Source organism: Marinobacter adhaerens HP15 (assembly GCF_000166295.1).
In the GTDB taxonomy this organism is placed as follows: domain Bacteria; phylum Pseudomonadota; class Gammaproteobacteria; order Pseudomonadales; family Oleiphilaceae; genus Marinobacter; species Marinobacter adhaerens.
This window is the reverse complement of sequence record NC_017506.1, coordinates 1,507,921-1,524,078: the sequence shown is the minus strand read 5'-3', so window position 1 is coordinate 1,524,078 and position 16,158 is coordinate 1,507,921. Positions and strand designations below refer to the sequence as shown.

The window sequence follows — 16,158 nt, the reverse complement described above, 5'->3', positions numbered from 1 at the left end:
ATTGATTTTCTTTGCCCCGAAGCGCCTATCAATAGTTGCGTTCTTATTCACAGAACACTATATCCTGTTATACTCGTTTCAGATTCAGCCCATATATAGTGGTTAAAAAGAAAACAGGCCCAAGGCCAAAGACACGATTCTCAAGGGGAGTGGCGCCGCCGGTACAAGGACCGGCGCCACAAAAAGAAGACATACCGGAAGACAGAGGGTGGAAATGAACGCTAAGGCACAGGCAGTGGTAACAACAATTCCGATGCAGGAAGCCTCGATCGACATCTGGCACAGCAAATATCAGCTGAAGACCAAGACCGGCGAGCCCGTGGACAAGGACATCAACGCTACCTACGAACGCGTTGCCAAAGCCCTTGCCGAGGTGGAAAACAAATCCGTGCGTACCCAGCACATGAAGAACTTCATCTGGGCCCTGCAGAACGGCGCCATCCCTGCCGGCCGGATTACCTCAAACGCCGGTGCCGAAGCGCACAAGCCGGCAACGTCCACCATCAACTGCACCGTTTCAGGCACCGTTCAGGATTCCATGAACGACATCCTGGAAAAGAACCACGAAGCCGGCCTTACCCTCAAGGCAGGCTGTGGTATCGGTTATGAATTCTCCACCCTGCGCCCGAAAGGCGCGTACGTAGCTGGCGCCGGCGCAACCACCTCCGGCCCGCTGTCTTTCATGGATATCTTCGATCGCATGTGCTTCACCGTGTCCTCTGCCGGTGGCCGCCGCGGCGCCCAGATGGCCACGTTCGATGTGCACCATCCGGACGTGATCGACTTCATCCAGGCCAAGCGCGAAGACGGTCGCCTGCGCCAGTTCAACCTCTCGCTGCTGATCACTGAAGACTTCATCGAAGCCGTGCGCAACGACGCCGACTGGCACCTCTCCTTCCCCGTTACCAAGAAGGAAGTGGAAGACGAGAAGCTGGACCTGAGCGACGAAAGCCAGTTTGTATACCGTGATTTCCCGGAACAGAAAGGCTACGTGGTGAACGGTGAAGGCAAGGTTGCCTGCCGCATCTACCGCACCCTGAAAGCCCAGTTCATCTGGGACACCATCATGACCAGCACCTACGACTACGCCGAGCCCGGTTTCATCCTGATCGACAAGGTCAACCAGATGAACAACAACTGGTTCTGCGAAGACATCCGTGCCACCAACCCCTGCGGTGAGCAGCCCCTGCCCCCGTACGGCAGCTGCCTGCTTGGTTCTGTAAACCTGACCATGTTCGTGGACTACCCGTTCACCGACAAGGCCAGCTTTAACTACGAGAAGTACCGTAAGGTTGTGGCCATCTTCACCCGCATGCTGGACAACGTGGTTGAGATCAACGGCCTGCCGCTGGCTGAGCAGCGCCACGAAATCACCTACAAGCGCCGCCACGGTATGGGCATCCTCGGCCTGGGCTCCACCCTCGCCATGCTGCGCATGCCCTATGGTTCTGAAGAGTCTGTGCAGTTCACCGAAGAAGTCGTGCGTGAAATGGCCGTTGAAGGCTGGCGCCAGTCCCTCGCCCTGGCCGAGGAAAAAGGCGTTGCGCCGATCATGGACGATGAGTTCGAGATTACCCCGAAAATGCTCACCAAGTGCCCGCAGCTGTCTGAAGACGGCTACAAACTGGGCGACAAGGTGAAAGGCCGCATCCTGCACGCCAAGTACAGCAAGTACATGCAGGAGATTGCCAAGGTAGAGCCGAAGCTGGTGGAAGAACTGGCCGAGAAAGGTGGTCGCTTTACCCACCACACGTCCATCGCGCCGACCGGCACCATCAGCCTGTCACTGGCCAACAACGCCAGCAACGGCATTGAGCCGAGCTTCTCGCACCACTACGCGCGTAACATCATCCGCGAAGGCCGGAAGACGAAAGAGAAAGTCGACGTATTCTCCTTCGAGCTGCTGGCATACCGCCATATGGTAAACCCGGGCGCCATGCCGTTCTCCGAGGATGAAGACAAGAAGCTGCCGGCCTACTTCACCACCTCCGACGACGTAACACCGTCGCAGCACGTGGACATCCAGGCCGCCGCCCAGAAGTGGGTAGATTCCTCGATTTCCAAGACCGCGAACGTTCCGACAGACTTCGCTTACCAGGACTTCAAGGACATTTACCTCTACGCCTACGATAAGGGCCTGAAGGGTTGCACCACCTTCCGCTTCAACCCGGAAGCCTTCCAGGGCGTACTGGTTAAGGAAAAAGACCTCGAGAACACAATGTACGAGTTCACCCTGGACGATGGCAGCAAGGTCACCCTCAAGGGCAACGAGCAGGTAGAGTACGACGGCGAAATCCACAACGCCGCCAACCTGTTTGACGCGCTTAAAGAAGGCACCTACGGCAAATACTGATCCGGGAACCGACACAGGACAACGAACATGACAGTTAAAATCAGCAACAAAATCGTCGGCTACCGCGTAAAGAAGGCCGACCCAGAAGCAGCCGCCGAACACCAGGCACCGGTGCACGCAGAAACCAAGCCCGTTCAGATGAACGAATACATCGAACGGCCGGACTTCCTGCTGGGCACCACCTACAAGATCAAGCCGCCGGTGGCCGAGCACGCGATGTACATCACCATCAACGACATCCTGCTCAACGAAGGCACCGACCACGAGAGCCGGCAGCCGTACGAAGTGTTCATCAACTCCAAGTCGATGGAACACTTCCAGTGGGTAATCGCCCTCACCCGCGTAATCTCTGCGGTATTCCGCAAGGGTGGCGACGTAACCTTCCTGGTGGAAGAGCTGCGCAGCGTGTACGACCCCAACGGCGGCTACTTCAAGAAAGGCGGCGTGTTCATGCCTTCCCTGGTCGCTGAAATCGGCGCCGTGATCGAGAAGCACCTGAAAGCCATCGGCCTGCTGGAAAGCGAGGAAATGAGCGAAACCACCAAGCGCATCCTCGCCGAAAAGCGCGCCGAGTTCGAAGCCAGCCACAGCACGGCCACGAACGATGAAAAGGCCAGCGACTTCCCGCCGAACGCCACCATGTGCGGCAAGTGCAGCACCAAGGCGGTGATCGTAATGGACGGTTGTGCTACCTGCCTCTCCTGCGGCGATAGCAAGTGCGGTTGAGATGATTGACTGCATTGAATGACGAGAAGGCCTGGAGTGAAAACTTCGGGCCTTTTTGTTTGGCGGGCCGGAAAAGTGATTGGTTTGATCGAAAAGTCGGTGATATTAGGAAAAGCGGTCGTGATGATCGTTTTTATCGAAGCTCTGGGAAAGGTTTGGAATTCAGGGCATTGAATGTGAAGCGCTTTTGGTTAGGTTTGGAAGTGGTCAGACAGGATATTTGGACGGGGAATATGACCATCGCGACGACTATACAAATGTTAGGCAATGAATTCCAAAGTCAACAACGCTTTATTGACTAATAATCGGAGAGATTATGACCCAGTATTGGCGCGACCGTTTCGCTACATGGTCTCGACCACCGAGTGATAGTGAAGAGGCTAAGGCGGACCGGGCAGCAAGGATGATAAATGAAGCCATCTCGAATTATGCTCCTTTGGATAGCAAGAGCATAAGTGTCTATGGAGCGGGTTCCTACAAAAATAATACGAACACTCGAAACGAGAGTGACATCGATATTGCAGTGGTACTGCATGACTGTTTCTTTTCAAAATACCCGAATGGCAAGCCGCCTCAACCAGAAGACTTGGGTCATACAGGTGGAGTGAAATACGGATTAGATGCATTCCATGAGGATGTCGGGCGAGCTTTGAAAGCGAAGTTTGGCCATGATGGAGTTACCGCTGGGTCAAAGGCATTCGATGTTCACTCCAATACTTCTCGCCTGGACGCTGACGTTGCTGTTTTCTTGGAGCACCATCGGTACACCGGAAAGAGAAACACGGACGGGTCATGGCATTACTTAGAAGGTGTCGAAATGCGAGGCAAGGATGGCTCAAGAATAATTAACTGGCACCAAGACCACTATAGAAATGGTGTTGACAAAAATAATCGCACTGGTCGCCGATACAAGCGTATTGCAAGAGTCCTAAAATGTCTCCGTGACGACATGAAAAGGAGTGAAGAGCAATCGATTCGTCAAGCCGCCGACGTGCCATCATTTTTATTGGAATGCTTGGCTTTCAATGCATCAGATGGCTGCTACCAGCAGGGCGACCTGTACGACGATTTGAAAGCTGTGATCACCACCCTGTGGAACGGTACTAAGGCAGAAACGGATGATTTCGTCTATGTGGAAGTAAGCGGCCTAAAATGGCTTTTTGGTGGCGAGCAACCATGGACCAAAGCTTCAGCCCATAGCTTCCTTTTGAAAGCCTGGCAGCATGTGGGGTTCAGCAGATGAATAGAGCCTTCGCAACCATCATCGTAGGGCTTGTGGTAGCGACGTGGGCTGCCTATTTGTTAATACAAGGTAAAACCCTAACCTGGAGTTACTTGGGGCCTTTTTCATTGGCGGTCGGCGTGCTTACAGCTGCGGGATTTATATTTAAACATTGGACATGGCATTGGCCTGTAGTTCATTTACTAACTAAAACTCCTCACCTATCTGGGACTTGGATCGGCACGCTTAAATCTGACTATATTCACGAGGGCGAAACGGCGCCACGAGGACCAATTGATGCCGTGCTGGTGGTTACTCAATCAGCAGATGAACTTAATGTTCGCCAGTATACAAAAGAGTCATCATCAACGACTGTCGCGGCATCAGTTACGGCGGAGCCAGGCGACAAATTTATTCTCGCAACTGTATTTATCAACGAACCAGACATCGAATTACAGCAGACCCGAAGCCGGATGCACTACGGCGCCACCCGGCTGGCCGTAGAGGGTTCTCCAAGGTCGCCTGAGCAAATGGTTGGAAACTATTGGACGGCCAGAAAGACTTCCGGGTCATTAGAGTTCCAGTTTGTGAGTAGAAATCGGGCTCACTCTTTTGAACACGCATACCGACTCCGGAAGGCCTCAGAATGAGACAGATTCTGGTGCCTATTTGCAGGATGCCTAACTAGTGCGTCAACAGGACCGGTTTATTTCGCTGCGCTACACAAACCGGCCCGTTACGCTGGCGTTATACGAGTAATGGATAAGATGTTTCCTGGGGAAAGAGAAAAAATATATACAACAATAATATTAAAGGTATCCCTTTCATTACTACTGGTGTCTATTATGTTGACGCAGCTTGAAAGAGAGCTTCTCGATCTGTTTGAGTCTTTTCATTGGGCTTTCATTTTCTTGGTGCCTGTTACTTTGCGATTGGTTATTATTTTTAAATACCACGATGCGACATTTGTACAGATCGATGAGGAAGAGCGCAATACAACTGAGCACAGAGGTATGTTTTTGACTTTGGCTGGATTTTCATTTTCAGCACTTTTTGCGCTAGTTCTGGCGACAACATCATCGGAATCTAATGTTCAGTTACTAGGGGCTTCGATATTACTGATGCTAATCAGTTTTTTAATGTTTTATGGTTCCTTCAGTTTTGAGGCGTTCAAATATTATCGATGGCAAGTTGATGTTGTTGATGCAATGTCAGATACTGGAAAGTTAGCGTTGTTGCTATCGTTATTGAGCGCGATATACAGTACAGAAATCGATCCGGCTATAAAGTTAACTTGCCTGTTGTTTTTCTTTCTTTTTTGGCTGACGATTTTTTCCATGAACATTAAGGCGCGCAACAGCTATCTGAGCGCATTCAAAAGGAGACCGAAATGAGCGCTGACAAAAAAAATCAAAAAGGCAGTCAAGGAAACGAAGATAAAACCAGTAAGAAAGACACTGTCTTAAAAGAGAGTACTTATTCTCTGTGTCCAATACACAATGTCCAGTACCCTAGAGGTGCAAAATGCCCTCAATGTCCTTAGGCCTGTGGAGCCTATAACCAGTGAATCAAGCCGACCGTTTTGCGCTAGCGCTCCAAACGGCGGCTTATTCAAGGCGTTAGGCAGCCAAGTTCCGCGAGAATAGTGCAACTAGAGATATATAAAGAATGTTTTATTCGAGAAAATTAAATCCTGAAACTGGTCAAGTCGAAGTTTGGGAATGCAAATGGTCTGACCCAGGCACAGGAATGGCCAAGAAAATCTTTCTTCGAAAACATTGTAATGAAGGGGAAATGGAGGATGAGGCTGAAAATCATAGCGCGGCTACAGCAATATGTTGGGCTCCTGGAAGGACAATTGGAAATATAGCAGTAAGTTCAGAAGAAGTTTTTGGTAGCTTTACTAATAAGTCGGGGGGCAATGCAATCCTTCCCTGTCATATCGTTCCATGTGGAAAGTTCAGAAATGGAGCAGATAGATGGTATTGTAAAACCCACCAAATACATTGGGGAACAAAGGCTGATCTGGCAGCTGTCTCAGAGTCTGGCGAGGTAACTTGTAGCAATCATTTGATGGCTATGAGTTATGTTGTCGACCCCCTTGTTATTGATTTCAGTGATTTTGAGGAAATAGGAGTTTGGTGTTCTTTGCCTCCGGCAATGTCCTCGAAGGAAACTACTCCTAGACCTCCAAAGATTCATGTGCACAAGCGCTTCACAGGTCAAGACAAGAAAAAGCTCGACCGTGATTTCGATGCGATAGTTTGTTCATATAAACAGCACCTAGATTTGTTCGAAAGCAATGAAATTACACAGATACAAATCACGCCTCCAGCCGCATTTGAGTTTGTAAAATCTATCGAAGAAGGACGAGAGATGGGCTGCATTACTTGCAAGAAATGTGGTTATCCTCACCTAGATTTAGGAAGCTTTGCAAATACTCCACATGCAAAGCATTTTTGTGGAAATTGTGGGAATGATAGCGTGTGGAGCAAGGGCAAAATTGTATCCACACCCTTAAAGCCCTTGCATGATCAGTTTCACCGGAGTAACGAATATATTATACCGGACAGAGTGCTAGATTTGGATGACTACAAAGGACTTGATTTTGAATTATGGTCATCAACTCCCGCTGTTCTCTGGACTGCAGATAGACCTCAAGAAAAAGGCATCCATGTGCACGTATATGAAAAAGGTCGCAGGGTAGTAGATGACACCTTTGGAAGAGTTTTTCACGAAGGAAAAGAACTAGATCGAAAGCTGCTTTGGAAAAGCATGACAGAAAACACAATATATTAATAAGCCTAACAAGGCCAAGCAGCATCGCCCTTCGGGGCTGGACCTCGCTATGCTCGGCCGCTGTTGGCGACGTTATGCCCAAGGATTAAGCAATGAATTCCTACGGAACGTTGATATTCTTCTGCGGGAAAATGGGAGCTGGCAAAAGCACTCTGTCTGGCAAAATCGCTCGTGAACGGGGAGCCGTGCTTATCTCAGAGGATGAGTGGCTGGCCGCTTTGTTCCCCGGCGAGATCAATGATTTCAATGCTTACATTCGTTACTCATCTCGGCTCAAGCCAGTGCTGAAATCACACGTTGAGCAAGTGCTCTTGGCTGGTACCTCTGTAGTCCTGAACTTTCCCGGCAACACCCGTAAGCAGAGAGCCTGGTTCAAAGACGTCTACTCGCAACACGGCATTCCTCATGAGCTGTACTATTTGTCGGTAGACGATGAAGTTTGTTTAAAACAGCTGAAACAGCGACAGAAAGAACAGCCTGAACGGGCTCAGTTCGACACGGAGGAAGTCTTTAGAATGGTGACGGCTTAATTTTAGCCGCCACGCTATTACCCCCCTCCTCTCAATCATTCAGCCCCATTTTGGCCATCTGGAATGGGAGTAACTTCCTTTCGTTAGCCAAAGTCACAACATCTAGCTCATTAACGAGGCCGGGGTTCAAATACCTGTAAGTCCACCGATAATCGAACCCGTTTTCTGCAGCCTCATAGCGATCCAACAAGATACGGACATGCCCAATGCCGGCCATACGGATCGCCATGTAACAGAGAGCGCAAGGCTCTCCTGAGGCAATCAACGTCGTCCCTTTTAAAGAGACGCTATTTTCATTACGTGAAGCGTCCCTTATCGCCTGTATTTCTGCGTGTGCGGTACAATCCAGATGCTCGGCAACCTGATTTACCCCCTTGCCGACAACGTCTCCATTTTGATTGACGATCACAGCGGAAAACGGCAAACCACCGGCTTTTACATTGCTAATAGCCAGATCAATCGCGCTTTCGCCACAGGTTGCTAGACGCTCTTCATCAATTTCGTCCCACATCGGTGACCTCACGTACTGACGATGGAGCCTGGGCGGAAAGGCTCAGCTCTGAAGCAAGGCTCTCGGCTCGAGCTTTGGCGTTGGCTACTGACACTCGGTGCCTCTCGTCGCCAAATTCCTGATATTCAGCGGCGACCTCATAAATGGTGTCCACACCGAGGTATTTGCTCAACGTTCTGAGGTGCGGCACCAGGTGGCCAGACTCTTCTCTTATTCCGCCTTTTTCAAAGCCAAACTCTCCGCTGGAGGTCACGATGATCAATGTCTTACCGGATAGCAGGGGCTGCAGCGGGAAGTCCCCTCGTTCGAGATCGAAATCAAACGTTTTGCCAATGCGAACGATCTGATCGAACCAGGCTTTTAGCTGGGCCGGCATACCGTAGTTGTACATGGGTGAGGAAATCACAATAACGTCGGCTGCTGAGACCTCAGCGATCAGGGTGTCAGAGAGTGCCAATGTCTCTTGCTGTGCCGGGGTCCTGTTTTCCTCAGGGGTAAACACCGCACCAATCCAATCCTGGGTAATGAAAGCAGGTGGATTCACCCCAACGTCACGATAGATATATTCATCCTCAGGCCGGTTCTGTTTCCAGGTATCAATGAATCGGCGGGCGACATTTTTCGATATGGAATCGTGATCCGGGTTCGGGTTTGTCGCGGCTCTAACGCTTGAATCAATGTGTAATAGTGTGCTCATGTTCATTTCCTTGGCTGATTGATGACAGGAGCTAGTTTGTGGCGCTGGATGGACTTGCACAAACGGAAAAATTACACTTGCAGATGAATTAAACTCATCTAAACGTTCATGAACTCGTGATTGACCTGGAGATTCACATTGCAGGTGTCATTACAGGCGCTGAAAGCCTTTGAGTCGGCTGCCCGCCGGGGTAGTTTCAAGTTGGCGGCAGAAGAACTTTCGCTAACGCCGACAGCCATCTCACACCATATTGGCAACCTGGAAAGCCGATTGAATGTGAGCCTGTTTCATCGGCAGGGAAGACGGATATCCTTGACGGGAACGGGTATCCGATTAGCCAAAGCGACCGCGGAAGGGTTTCGCAAAATCGACAGCGCTTTGGAAGAGGTGGTGAAGGCAGGCAATACGGTCAGGGTGACGACGACATCATCCTTGGCAGCGATGGTGCTGATCCCTTCCCAGCACGATTTCGAACAAGCCAACCCCGAGATTTCTGTGGAAATATCGACCGGCGAGTCGGTCGACAGCCAATCCTACATCATTCCCATTCGATTCGGGGATGTCTCAGTTGCTGAGCATTCTGATGTCATTCGATTTGAGTCATTCAATGTATTTGGTGCCTATGGAATGACGCCTCCCTCCTGGGAAAATGCCCCTTTAACCCTTTTTACCACGGAGTGGAAAAACAAAGCGTTACCGGCCCCTCCCCTCACCGATTGGTTAGAAAAAAATGGACTGCAGGGGGCAAATATCCAACTCAAAACGTTTGATCAGGAGCTTTTCGGGATCCAACAGGCTATGGCGGGCAATGGGCTGGTGTTCTGCTCTACAACGCTCGTCGAAAGGCTGTTAAAGGCCAACGTTCTGCAGCATTTCGACACTCAATCGGTAACATCAGATTTGTGCTATTACGTTCCGGGTAGGGATAGCTTCGAAACGAGGAGTGCGGCCAAATTCCTGAATTGGATCGAAGATATCCTGAACCAGTAATACATGCAGTCACTTTCATTTTTCATGGACATCAGCCCAATAAAAACCGGAGAACGCCAATGACCGCCTACGTGATCGGTAACATCACCGTAAAAGACCCCGACAAATGGGCAGAATACCGCAGCCTTGTTCCGGCAACGCTGGCTCCCTGGGGTGCGGAACTGGTACTTCGGGGTACACAGGCAAAGGTGCTGAGCGGGCAATACCGGCACACCGATACGGTGGTTATCCGCTTTCCCAATGCGGATTCCGTCGCCAATTGGCACGACTCTCCTGCCTATCAGGCATTGGTGCCGTTACGCAACCAGGCAGCGGATGTGGATCTGGTGACCTTCGAGGCCGACGAATAACTACTGCCACCGCTGGCAGCCTGGCGCCTATACTGGACAGCAAAACCAACAGAGAAGCGCCATGGAAAACAATTCAACAAGCCTGAGCATGACCGTTCTGATGACGCCGGACAAAGCCAATTTCTCCGGCAATGTGCACGGCGGCACCCTGCTGAAGTACCTGGATGAGGTCGCTTATGCCTGCGCCAGCCGCTACGCGGGGACCTATGTTGTTACCCTGTCCGTCGATCAGGTGATGTTCCTCCAGCCCATCCAGATTGGCGAGCTGGTGACCTTTCTGGCCAGCGTGAACTATACCGGCCGTACCTCCATGGAGATCGGCATCAAGGTGGTTACCGAGAACATCCGCGACAAGTTGGTTCGCCATAGCAACAGCTGCTTTTTTACCATGGTGGCGGTTGATGACAACGGCAAAGCCGTCGCCGTGCCGCAGTTGGTCCCGAGCACCGATGATCAGATACGGCGATTTGCCAACGGCAAGGAGCGCCGGGCCATTCGTGCCGAACTGGAGGAACGCTACAAGGCACTGCATAAAAAATGAGTCCGGCGCAAATAACTGAAGCAGATCTATTTTTTCGAATTTGAACGTGACTTGGTCGCAGTAGATTTACTCGCTCTCGCAATGATCATTTGCTAACGTGCAAAGCGTCCAGGAGGACGTTATCTCTCAGTAAACAAAAGGAATTGGATCATGGATCACAGTGACCGTGAGTATGTCTCCGCTGCCATCAATTTTTTCTGGGGCGATGGCACGGCCTCACCTGAATCCGTCAATGAACGATCCGCTGAGGTCGTCTATACCGCAGTAACCGAGTCGCAATCGTGCTCAGCTTCCATGGACCTGGTTCCCAGACCGAGCGGCGGCAAGCCAGGAATCTCCTATATCGTGAAGCAAGTGGCTGGCATCGGTAAAAACATCGCTTCCGGTAACAGTCAGACTTATTACATTTGCAAGCTGCAAGTCAGCCAGAATTTCCGCTCTGAAATCCACATGGCACTAAAGGGAATTTGAGATGTTCAAGATTGGATTGATCGCTGTTGCTTTAAGTTTGTCCGTTGCTGTTCATGCCGGTAACCGAATCGAGCTTTTGTACTCGGACTTGAGATTCAACATTCCGGCAGGTTTCGCCGCTGTTGGCGATATTGGCGACAGCCAGAACATGTTGATCTTCCGATACGGCGACGAGCTAGGTAAACGATTCCTGGCATTCGCAGACATGACCCACGATGAAACGTTGGAATACGGCTGCCCAGCGGGCACTTTCTTCGAGGCTGTTTTCTTTGAGACAGCTGCAGCCGATTGTGACCAGACGTTGATCGGGGCCGTGCACGAGAATTTTGTCAGCGGCAGAGATGTCGCCACTTGGACGCAGGATTCCTATTCACTCGCCTACTCCGACCACGGGAACAAAGCCTTCCTCTTTGTGATCGGCAAAGATGCAAAGCTGCTAAAGATTGACTCCGATTTTCTTGATGGCGAATCCCTCAAGCGCATCGCTGAAGACATTTAATTCCAGCAACAAATAAATCAAGGAAGATTATGAGACTATCCCCCCTCCCCCTCGTCGTTCTCTGCCTGTTTATGGGCTTCACCTTCTGGGTGATGGCCGGCGCCGAGCAATCGCTCCTGGCATTCGGGGCCCAGTTGATGTCGAGCCCCGATACCGCACAGGTTGTTATTGATCTCTACATTCTCGCGGTATTGGCTTGCATCTGGATGTACCAGGATGCCAAACGTCGAGGCAAAGGATTGGGTTACCTAGTTCCGTTTTTCGTTCTGACAGCAGTGTTTGTCTCCGCAGGGCCCTTGTTGTATCTGGTTCTTCGAGGTGGGCCCGAGACTGAAACTGGTAGGCTTTGACTCTTCGCATCAGCCAAATCAGCGTCGGCCATCTTTGAGCACCCGAGCTACAATGCTAACGTTGAGTGGTTTCAGTCAGCCAGACTTCGGAGGGCCCCATGGCAGGCGGATGGTCTCGTGATGGTGCGGTTCAGGAACAGATCGACGCAAGCGTTGAGGATGAAATCCAGCGCGCACGCAGCCAGTTGGCCAAAGGCGAAAGTGCCGAGGAATGTGATGAGTGCGGAGCACCAATTCCAGAGGCCCGGCGCAAGGCCATTCCCGGTGTTCGTTTGTGCATTGACTGCCAGTCGGCCCATGAAAAGGAGCACAGCCAGTCTGGCGGCATCAATCGCAGGGGCAGCAAGGACAGCCAGCTGCGATAGAGACGGCCCACAAAGTAGCCTGGGCGGCGGTTAAAGAGGAATATCACAAGGAGGGCGACAGGTGGGTCAAAGGCAAATCCCAAGAATGAATCGCCATAGCACACCCTCCCGGACTAGCGTTTGAATATGGACATTTCAATCGAACCGGGGCGGGCTGATCATCTTGATGGCATTCACGCTCTGGTCCTCGAATGGGGTTACACAGCCAGCAGGCTCCGCACGAAAGCATGGCTCGAGGCAATCGCTAACTCTCCCGACCATCAGCTTTTCGTCGCCCTTTCCGGAGGTTCGGTCGTTGGATGGATAGCTGTGGAAAAGCGCCTGTTCCTCAGCGAGCTGTTTGTCGCGGAAATTACAGGCCTGGTTGTAGGCTCCCGCGCACGGAGGGCTGGTATCGGCCAGCTATTGGTCCAGTCTGCTGAAGACTGGTCCAGCTCTATGGGACTCCCGCGGGTGGTGGTACGCTCTAATGTAACGCGCCTTGAGTCTCATGGCTTTTATCCGGCGGTTGGTTATACGCAATCCAAAACAACGCATGTCTACACCAAAGACCTCAAGCAGCCCGGATCGGAGCCCTGAACGCCCCGGCCTGAAAAACGGCGCGCTCCCAGCAAAGGAAACTGCATGAAAATCTATGGCGATACCCAATCCGGCAACTGCTACAAGGTTCAGCTCGTTTGCCAACTGCTGAACATCGACCATCAGTGGATTGATGTCGACATTCTGGCGGGCGACACAAAATCCGATGATTTTTTGAAAAAGAACCCGAATGGCAAGATTCCTCTGCTGGAGCTGGATAGTGGCGAGACGCTGTCAGAGTCCAACGCCATCATCAACTACCTCGCGTTCGGCTCTGATCTGTACCCGAATGACCGCCTCGCCCAGGCCCGCGTTCTGCAATGGCAGTTCTTCGAACAATACAGCCATGAGCCGTTTATCGCCGTTGCGCGCTTTATCAACAAGTACCTGGGACTGCCGGCAGACAAAGCCGACGAGTATGCCGCCAAGCAAACCGGCGGTCACAAGGCCTTGCAGGTGATGGAGCAGCAGCTGGCACAAACGCCATTCCTGGCGGGTGAGAAGGTCACTACTGCAGATATCTCACTCTATGCATACACCCACGTCGCCGATGAGGGTGGTTTTGAGCTGGAAGCCTACCCTGCGATTCGCGCATGGCTGGATCGGGTTGCGGCATTACCGAATTTCAGGCCTATGGTTTAGGAGTCCTTTGTAATTTCCTACCAATCCCCGTATGAAACCCAAAGAGTTCGAACAGGGTCAAGACAATGAGTCTGAGAACAAATTTCGAATTGATGGCCGCCTACAATCAGTGGATGAATGAAAAGATCTATGGAGCGGCAAGGGGCCTTGAACAAACCGAGTTGGCCAAGGATCGTGGCGCGTTCTTCGGCTCCATTCTCGGAACGCTCAACCACATTGTTGTTGGCGACACCATTTGGCTAAAACGGTTCGCCATGCACCCAACCTTTAGCATTGCACTGAAGGAAGTCGTAGATCTGCCCTCACCCAACAAACTGAACGATATCCTGTTTGAGGACTTCGCCGCGCTGTCGGAGCGGAGGGCCTGGCTCGACAACCATATTATCGGTTGGGTTGGCACGTTGTCGGATGACGACCTGAACGTGGTTATCCGTTATCAAAACACGAAGGGGGTTCCAGCGAACCGTCGGTTCTCCAGTCTTCTTCAACACTTTTTCAATCACCAGACCCATCATCGCGGGCAGGTTTCTACGCTGCTCTCACAAGCCGGGGTGGATATTGGGGTGACAGATCTTCTGGCGCTGATTCCAGACCAATCTAAGGAATGAAAAATGAACGGCGAATGCCTGTGTGGCGAGGTGAAGTTTGAAATCAAGGGCTATCTTCCCAACCTCTACCAATGCCACTGTTCCCTCTGCCGGAAGGTAACGGGATCGTCGGCAAATGCGGCAACTTTGGTTACGCAGAAGGATTTTCGCTGGCTGTCTGGTCAGGACAAAATCTCTTCTTTCCAGAAGCCAACAGGCTATCGCAGTGATTTCTGCTCGGTATGCGGTAGTCCAGTACCGAATCAACTGAGGGGAATGGAGTTGGTTTGGGTTCCTGCAGGACTCCTGGAGGAGTCATTTGAAACGGCCGTGGCCGTGAACGTGCATCTTCACATGGGCTCAGCTGCCTCCTGGGAGCGTGACTCCGGGGATTGCGTCCGCCTGGAGGCAGGGCCCGAGAGCCTTGAATCTTTACAGGAAGCTTTACAGGAAAATCCCCGTGCCTGAACTGAAAACCATCGGTCTGTTTCTCGTTACCGCGCTGGCTGAAATCGTTGGCTGCTACCTACCCTATCTCTGGCTTCGCGAGGGAAAGAGCATCTGGCTTCTGGTACCCGGGGCCCTAAGCCTGGCGGCATTTGCCTGGTTACTTTCCCTGCATCCCACTGCCGCCGGGCGGGTTTATGCGGCCTACGGCGGTGTGTATATCTTTATGGCCATTCTCTGGCTTTGGGCTATTGATGGTATCCGGCCGACCGTTTGGGATCTGGTGGGATCCGGCGTAGCACTGCTCGGCATGGCGATTATCATGTTTGCGCCTAGAGGCGCATAAATCTGCATCGCGTACCCGATAATCACCACAGATCTGAATAACCCGTGACCTCCTCTCGGCGCGCTGACGTACAGTAGTCATATGATCGACGTTCCAATTACCAAAACGAAGACGCCAGCGCCTCCTTACACTATGCAACGCTTTTCATATTGGCTTTTCGCACTGCTGCTCCTGGTGACCCCGCCAAGCCACTCAGAGACAGCCGACTGGCAAACAGAGGTGTCCAGAGAGGCTGCAAACCTTGAGCGCCTTCACTCCTTGATTGTTGTCCATGAGGGCCAGGAAGTTCTGGCATTGGATTTGAAGAGTGCCGGGCTCGACACGCCAACCAACATCAAATCTCTCTCCAAGACAGTACTCGCCGCGCTGGTGGGTATCGGCATCGAAAAAGGTGTGTTCGAGGGAACCAATCAACCGGTTGTTGAAACGCTCGGTGACCGCGTACCCGCCTCCGCCACCGAGGGCGTAGACCGGATAACTCTGGGCCACCTGCTGTCTTTGCAGGCCGGGTTGCAGCGGACATCTGGCCGTTACTATGGCCCCTGGGTGAACAGCGATAACTGGGTGCACCATGTGCTTACCCGGCCGTTCGTGGATGAGCCGGGCGGTCGCATGCTCTACTCTACCGGCAGCAGCCACCTGCTCTCGGCGGCGCTCACTGAAAGCGCCGGGCGCAGCACGCTCGACCTGGCGCGGGAATGGTTGGGCGAGCCACTGAATATAACTATTCCTGCCTGGGGTCGGGACCCCCAGGGGATCTATTTTGGTGGCAATAATATGGCTCTTTCGCCAAGGGACCTGGCAAAAATCGGCGAGCTCTATCGCAATGAAGGCCGCCTTGGTGATCGGCGCCTGTTTCCGGAAAACTGGGTGCGGGAGTCCTGGATTGAACGCGGAAGGTCCGCCTACACAGATGATCCCTATGGCTATGGCTGGTTCCAGCAGCCGCTCGCCGGCGAAATGGGGTATTACGGGCGTGGGTACGGAGGCCAGGTACTGTATGTGATGCCCGCTCGCAAACTGACCGTGGTGATGACCTCTGACCCTACCCCTCCCTCGCCGGGTTCAGCCTTTTTGCGCCGCCAGTTCCAGTTAATTGAGGAGCACATAATTCCTGCCGTGGAAAACTGAAGCGGCCGTCACGCATAAGTTT

Annotated in this window: 24 protein-coding genes; 22 read left to right on the top strand and 2 right to left on the bottom strand. The window is 52.0% G+C overall.

Features of this window, described 5'->3' with window-relative positions; genetic code table 11:
* Positions 1-214: 214 nt before the first annotated feature.
* From HP15_RS07270 to HP15_RS07245, 8 genes are all read left to right on the top strand, one after another.
* Positions 215-2,353, top strand: a complete 2,139-nt coding sequence (locus HP15_RS07270; RefSeq protein WP_041646181.1) for an adenosylcobalamin-dependent ribonucleoside-diphosphate reductase — start codon at positions 215-217, stop codon at positions 2,351-2,353.
* A 27-nt stretch (positions 2,354-2,380) separates the two neighbouring features.
* Positions 2,381-3,079 carry a TSCPD domain-containing protein gene (locus HP15_RS07265; protein ID WP_014576864.1) on the top strand — a complete coding sequence of 233 codons (699 nt, stop codon included), beginning with the start codon at positions 2,381-2,383 and terminating at the stop codon, positions 3,077-3,079.
* Positions 3,080-3,084: 5 nt separating this feature from the next.
* The gene (locus tag HP15_RS07260) at positions 3,085-3,381 is read left to right on the top strand and encodes a hypothetical protein (RefSeq protein WP_169702147.1); all 297 of its coding nucleotides are present in this window, start codon (positions 3,085-3,087) and stop codon (positions 3,379-3,381) included.
* A 14-nt stretch (positions 3,382-3,395) separates the two neighbouring features.
* Positions 3,396-4,322 (top strand): nucleotidyltransferase family protein, encoded by a 927-nt coding sequence (locus HP15_RS07255; RefSeq protein WP_014576862.1) that lies wholly within the window; start codon positions 3,396-3,398, stop codon positions 4,320-4,322.
* Positions 4,319-4,951 carry a Cap15 family cyclic dinucleotide receptor domain-containing protein gene (locus HP15_RS22320; RefSeq protein WP_169702146.1) on the top strand — a complete coding sequence of 211 codons (633 nt, stop codon included), beginning with the start codon at positions 4,319-4,321 and terminating at the stop codon, positions 4,949-4,951. The genes HP15_RS07255 and HP15_RS22320 overlap by 4 nt, the downstream gene beginning before the upstream one ends.
* Before the next feature lie 108 nt (positions 4,952-5,059).
* Entirely contained in the window at positions 5,060-5,695 is a 636-nt protein-coding gene (locus HP15_RS07250) for a hypothetical protein (RefSeq protein ID WP_041645176.1), read from the top strand.
* 355 nt (positions 5,696-6,050) lie between these two features.
* Positions 6,051-7,100 carry a hypothetical protein gene (locus tag HP15_RS21895; RefSeq protein ID WP_206076551.1) on the top strand — a complete coding sequence of 350 codons (1,050 nt, stop codon included), beginning with the start codon at positions 6,051-6,053 and terminating at the stop codon, positions 7,098-7,100.
* Between the two features lie 92 nt (positions 7,101-7,192).
* Positions 7,193-7,630 (top strand): AAA family ATPase, encoded by a 438-nt coding sequence (locus HP15_RS07245; protein ID WP_041646179.1) that lies wholly within the window; start codon positions 7,193-7,195, stop codon positions 7,628-7,630.
* A 31-nt stretch (positions 7,631-7,661) separates the two neighbouring features.
* Here HP15_RS07245 and HP15_RS07240 read toward each other — a convergent pair whose 3' ends face one another.
* On the bottom strand, positions 7,662-8,141 hold the full coding sequence (locus HP15_RS07240) for a nucleoside deaminase (protein WP_014576857.1): 480 nt from the start codon (positions 8,139-8,141) through the stop codon (positions 7,662-7,664).
* The gene (locus HP15_RS07235) at positions 8,125-8,838 is read right to left on the bottom strand and encodes an FMN-dependent NADH-azoreductase (protein WP_041645175.1); all 714 of its coding nucleotides are present in this window, start codon (positions 8,836-8,838) and stop codon (positions 8,125-8,127) included. The genes HP15_RS07240 and HP15_RS07235 overlap by 17 nt, the downstream gene beginning before the upstream one ends.
* A 144-nt stretch (positions 8,839-8,982) precedes the next feature.
* Here HP15_RS07235 and HP15_RS07230 point away from each other — a divergent pair, with 144 nt between their 5' ends.
* The 14 genes from HP15_RS07230 (at position 8,983) to HP15_RS07170 (ending at position 16,136) form a co-directional block, all read left to right on the top strand.
* Complete coding sequence (locus tag HP15_RS07230; protein ID WP_014576855.1) at positions 8,983-9,828, top strand: LysR family transcriptional regulator; 846 nt, start codon at positions 8,983-8,985, stop codon at positions 9,826-9,828.
* Between the two features lie 59 nt (positions 9,829-9,887).
* Positions 9,888-10,178 (top strand): DUF1330 domain-containing protein, encoded by a 291-nt coding sequence (locus HP15_RS07225; RefSeq protein WP_014576854.1) that lies wholly within the window; start codon positions 9,888-9,890, stop codon positions 10,176-10,178.
* Positions 10,179-10,239: 61 nt separating this feature from the next.
* Complete coding sequence (locus HP15_RS07220) at positions 10,240-10,719, top strand: acyl-CoA thioesterase (RefSeq protein WP_014576853.1); 480 nt, start codon at positions 10,240-10,242, stop codon at positions 10,717-10,719.
* 150 nt (positions 10,720-10,869) lie between these two features.
* Positions 10,870-11,190: a hypothetical protein gene (locus HP15_RS07215; RefSeq protein WP_014576852.1), complete on the top strand. Its 321-nt coding sequence runs from the start codon at positions 10,870-10,872 to the stop codon at positions 11,188-11,190.
* 1 nt (position 11,191) lies between these two features.
* Positions 11,192-11,689: a hypothetical protein gene (locus HP15_RS07210; RefSeq protein WP_014576851.1), complete on the top strand. Its 498-nt coding sequence runs from the start codon at positions 11,192-11,194 to the stop codon at positions 11,687-11,689.
* A 29-nt stretch (positions 11,690-11,718) separates the two neighbouring features.
* Positions 11,719-12,039, top strand: coding sequence for a DUF2834 domain-containing protein (locus tag HP15_RS07205; protein ID WP_041645173.1), 321 nt, complete (start codon positions 11,719-11,721; stop codon positions 12,037-12,039).
* Positions 12,040-12,137: 98 nt separating this feature from the next.
* The gene (locus HP15_RS07200; protein WP_041645172.1) at positions 12,138-12,404 is read left to right on the top strand and encodes a DksA/TraR family C4-type zinc finger protein; all 267 of its coding nucleotides are present in this window, start codon (positions 12,138-12,140) and stop codon (positions 12,402-12,404) included.
* The gene (locus tag HP15_RS21890; RefSeq protein ID WP_081449868.1) at positions 12,401-12,493 is read left to right on the top strand and encodes a ChaB family protein; all 93 of its coding nucleotides are present in this window, start codon (positions 12,401-12,403) and stop codon (positions 12,491-12,493) included. The genes HP15_RS07200 and HP15_RS21890 overlap by 4 nt, the downstream gene beginning before the upstream one ends.
* Positions 12,494-12,530: 37 nt before the next feature.
* Positions 12,531-12,983 carry a GNAT family N-acetyltransferase gene (locus HP15_RS07195; protein WP_008169509.1) on the top strand — a complete coding sequence of 151 codons (453 nt, stop codon included), beginning with the start codon at positions 12,531-12,533 and terminating at the stop codon, positions 12,981-12,983.
* Positions 12,984-13,028: 45 nt separating this feature from the next.
* Positions 13,029-13,625, top strand: a complete 597-nt coding sequence (locus HP15_RS07190) for a glutathione S-transferase family protein (protein ID WP_014576848.1) — start codon at positions 13,029-13,031, stop codon at positions 13,623-13,625.
* 65 nt (positions 13,626-13,690) lie between these two features.
* Positions 13,691-14,233 carry a DinB family protein gene (locus HP15_RS07185; RefSeq protein ID WP_014576847.1) on the top strand — a complete coding sequence of 181 codons (543 nt, stop codon included), beginning with the start codon at positions 13,691-13,693 and terminating at the stop codon, positions 14,231-14,233.
* 3 nt (positions 14,234-14,236) lie between these two features.
* Positions 14,237-14,680, top strand: coding sequence for a GFA family protein (locus HP15_RS07180; RefSeq protein ID WP_041645171.1), 444 nt, complete (start codon positions 14,237-14,239; stop codon positions 14,678-14,680).
* Positions 14,673-15,005 (top strand): YnfA family protein, encoded by a 333-nt coding sequence (locus HP15_RS07175; protein WP_008169514.1) that lies wholly within the window; start codon positions 14,673-14,675, stop codon positions 15,003-15,005. The genes HP15_RS07180 and HP15_RS07175 overlap by 8 nt, the downstream gene beginning before the upstream one ends.
* A 219-nt stretch (positions 15,006-15,224) precedes the next feature.
* Positions 15,225-16,136: a serine hydrolase domain-containing protein gene (locus HP15_RS07170; RefSeq protein WP_227499723.1), complete on the top strand. Its 912-nt coding sequence runs from the start codon at positions 15,225-15,227 to the stop codon at positions 16,134-16,136.
* Positions 16,137-16,158 lie beyond the last annotated feature (22 nt).

Coding starts and splice junctions, on each gene's coding strand:
- HP15_RS07200 (WP_041645172.1), top strand. CDS start 12,138: ATGGCAGGCGGATGGTCTCGTGATGGTGCGGTTCAGGAACAGATCGAC.
- HP15_RS07210 (WP_014576851.1), top strand. CDS start 11,192: ATGTTCAAGATTGGATTGATCGCTGTTGCTTTAAGTTTGTCCGTTGCT.
- HP15_RS07195 (WP_008169509.1), top strand. CDS start 12,531: ATGGACATTTCAATCGAACCGGGGCGGGCTGATCATCTTGATGGCATT.
- HP15_RS07235 (WP_041645175.1), bottom strand. CDS start 8,838: ATGAGCACACTATTACACATTGATTCAAGCGTTAGAGCCGCGACAAAC.
- HP15_RS07250 (WP_041645176.1), top strand. CDS start 5,060: ATGGATAAGATGTTTCCTGGGGAAAGAGAAAAAATATATACAACAATA.
- HP15_RS07245 (WP_041646179.1), top strand. CDS start 7,193: ATGAATTCCTACGGAACGTTGATATTCTTCTGCGGGAAAATGGGAGCT.
- HP15_RS22320 (WP_169702146.1), top strand. CDS start 4,319: ATGAATAGAGCCTTCGCAACCATCATCGTAGGGCTTGTGGTAGCGACG.
- HP15_RS07265 (WP_014576864.1), top strand. CDS start 2,381: ATGACAGTTAAAATCAGCAACAAAATCGTCGGCTACCGCGTAAAGAAG.
- HP15_RS21895 (WP_206076551.1), top strand. CDS start 6,051: ATGGCCAAGAAAATCTTTCTTCGAAAACATTGTAATGAAGGGGAAATG.
- HP15_RS07270 (WP_041646181.1), top strand. CDS start 215: ATGAACGCTAAGGCACAGGCAGTGGTAACAACAATTCCGATGCAGGAA.
- HP15_RS07225 (WP_014576854.1), top strand. CDS start 9,888: ATGACCGCCTACGTGATCGGTAACATCACCGTAAAAGACCCCGACAAA.
- HP15_RS07240 (WP_014576857.1), bottom strand. CDS start 8,141: ATGTGGGACGAAATTGATGAAGAGCGTCTAGCAACCTGTGGCGAAAGC.
- HP15_RS07190 (WP_014576848.1), top strand. CDS start 13,029: ATGAAAATCTATGGCGATACCCAATCCGGCAACTGCTACAAGGTTCAG.
- HP15_RS07255 (WP_014576862.1), top strand. CDS start 3,396: ATGACCCAGTATTGGCGCGACCGTTTCGCTACATGGTCTCGACCACCG.
- HP15_RS07215 (WP_014576852.1), top strand. CDS start 10,870: ATGGATCACAGTGACCGTGAGTATGTCTCCGCTGCCATCAATTTTTTC.
- HP15_RS07205 (WP_041645173.1), top strand. CDS start 11,719: ATGAGACTATCCCCCCTCCCCCTCGTCGTTCTCTGCCTGTTTATGGGC.
- HP15_RS07180 (WP_041645171.1), top strand. CDS start 14,237: ATGAACGGCGAATGCCTGTGTGGCGAGGTGAAGTTTGAAATCAAGGGC.
- HP15_RS07220 (WP_014576853.1), top strand. CDS start 10,240: ATGGAAAACAATTCAACAAGCCTGAGCATGACCGTTCTGATGACGCCG.
- HP15_RS07185 (WP_014576847.1), top strand. CDS start 13,691: ATGAGTCTGAGAACAAATTTCGAATTGATGGCCGCCTACAATCAGTGG.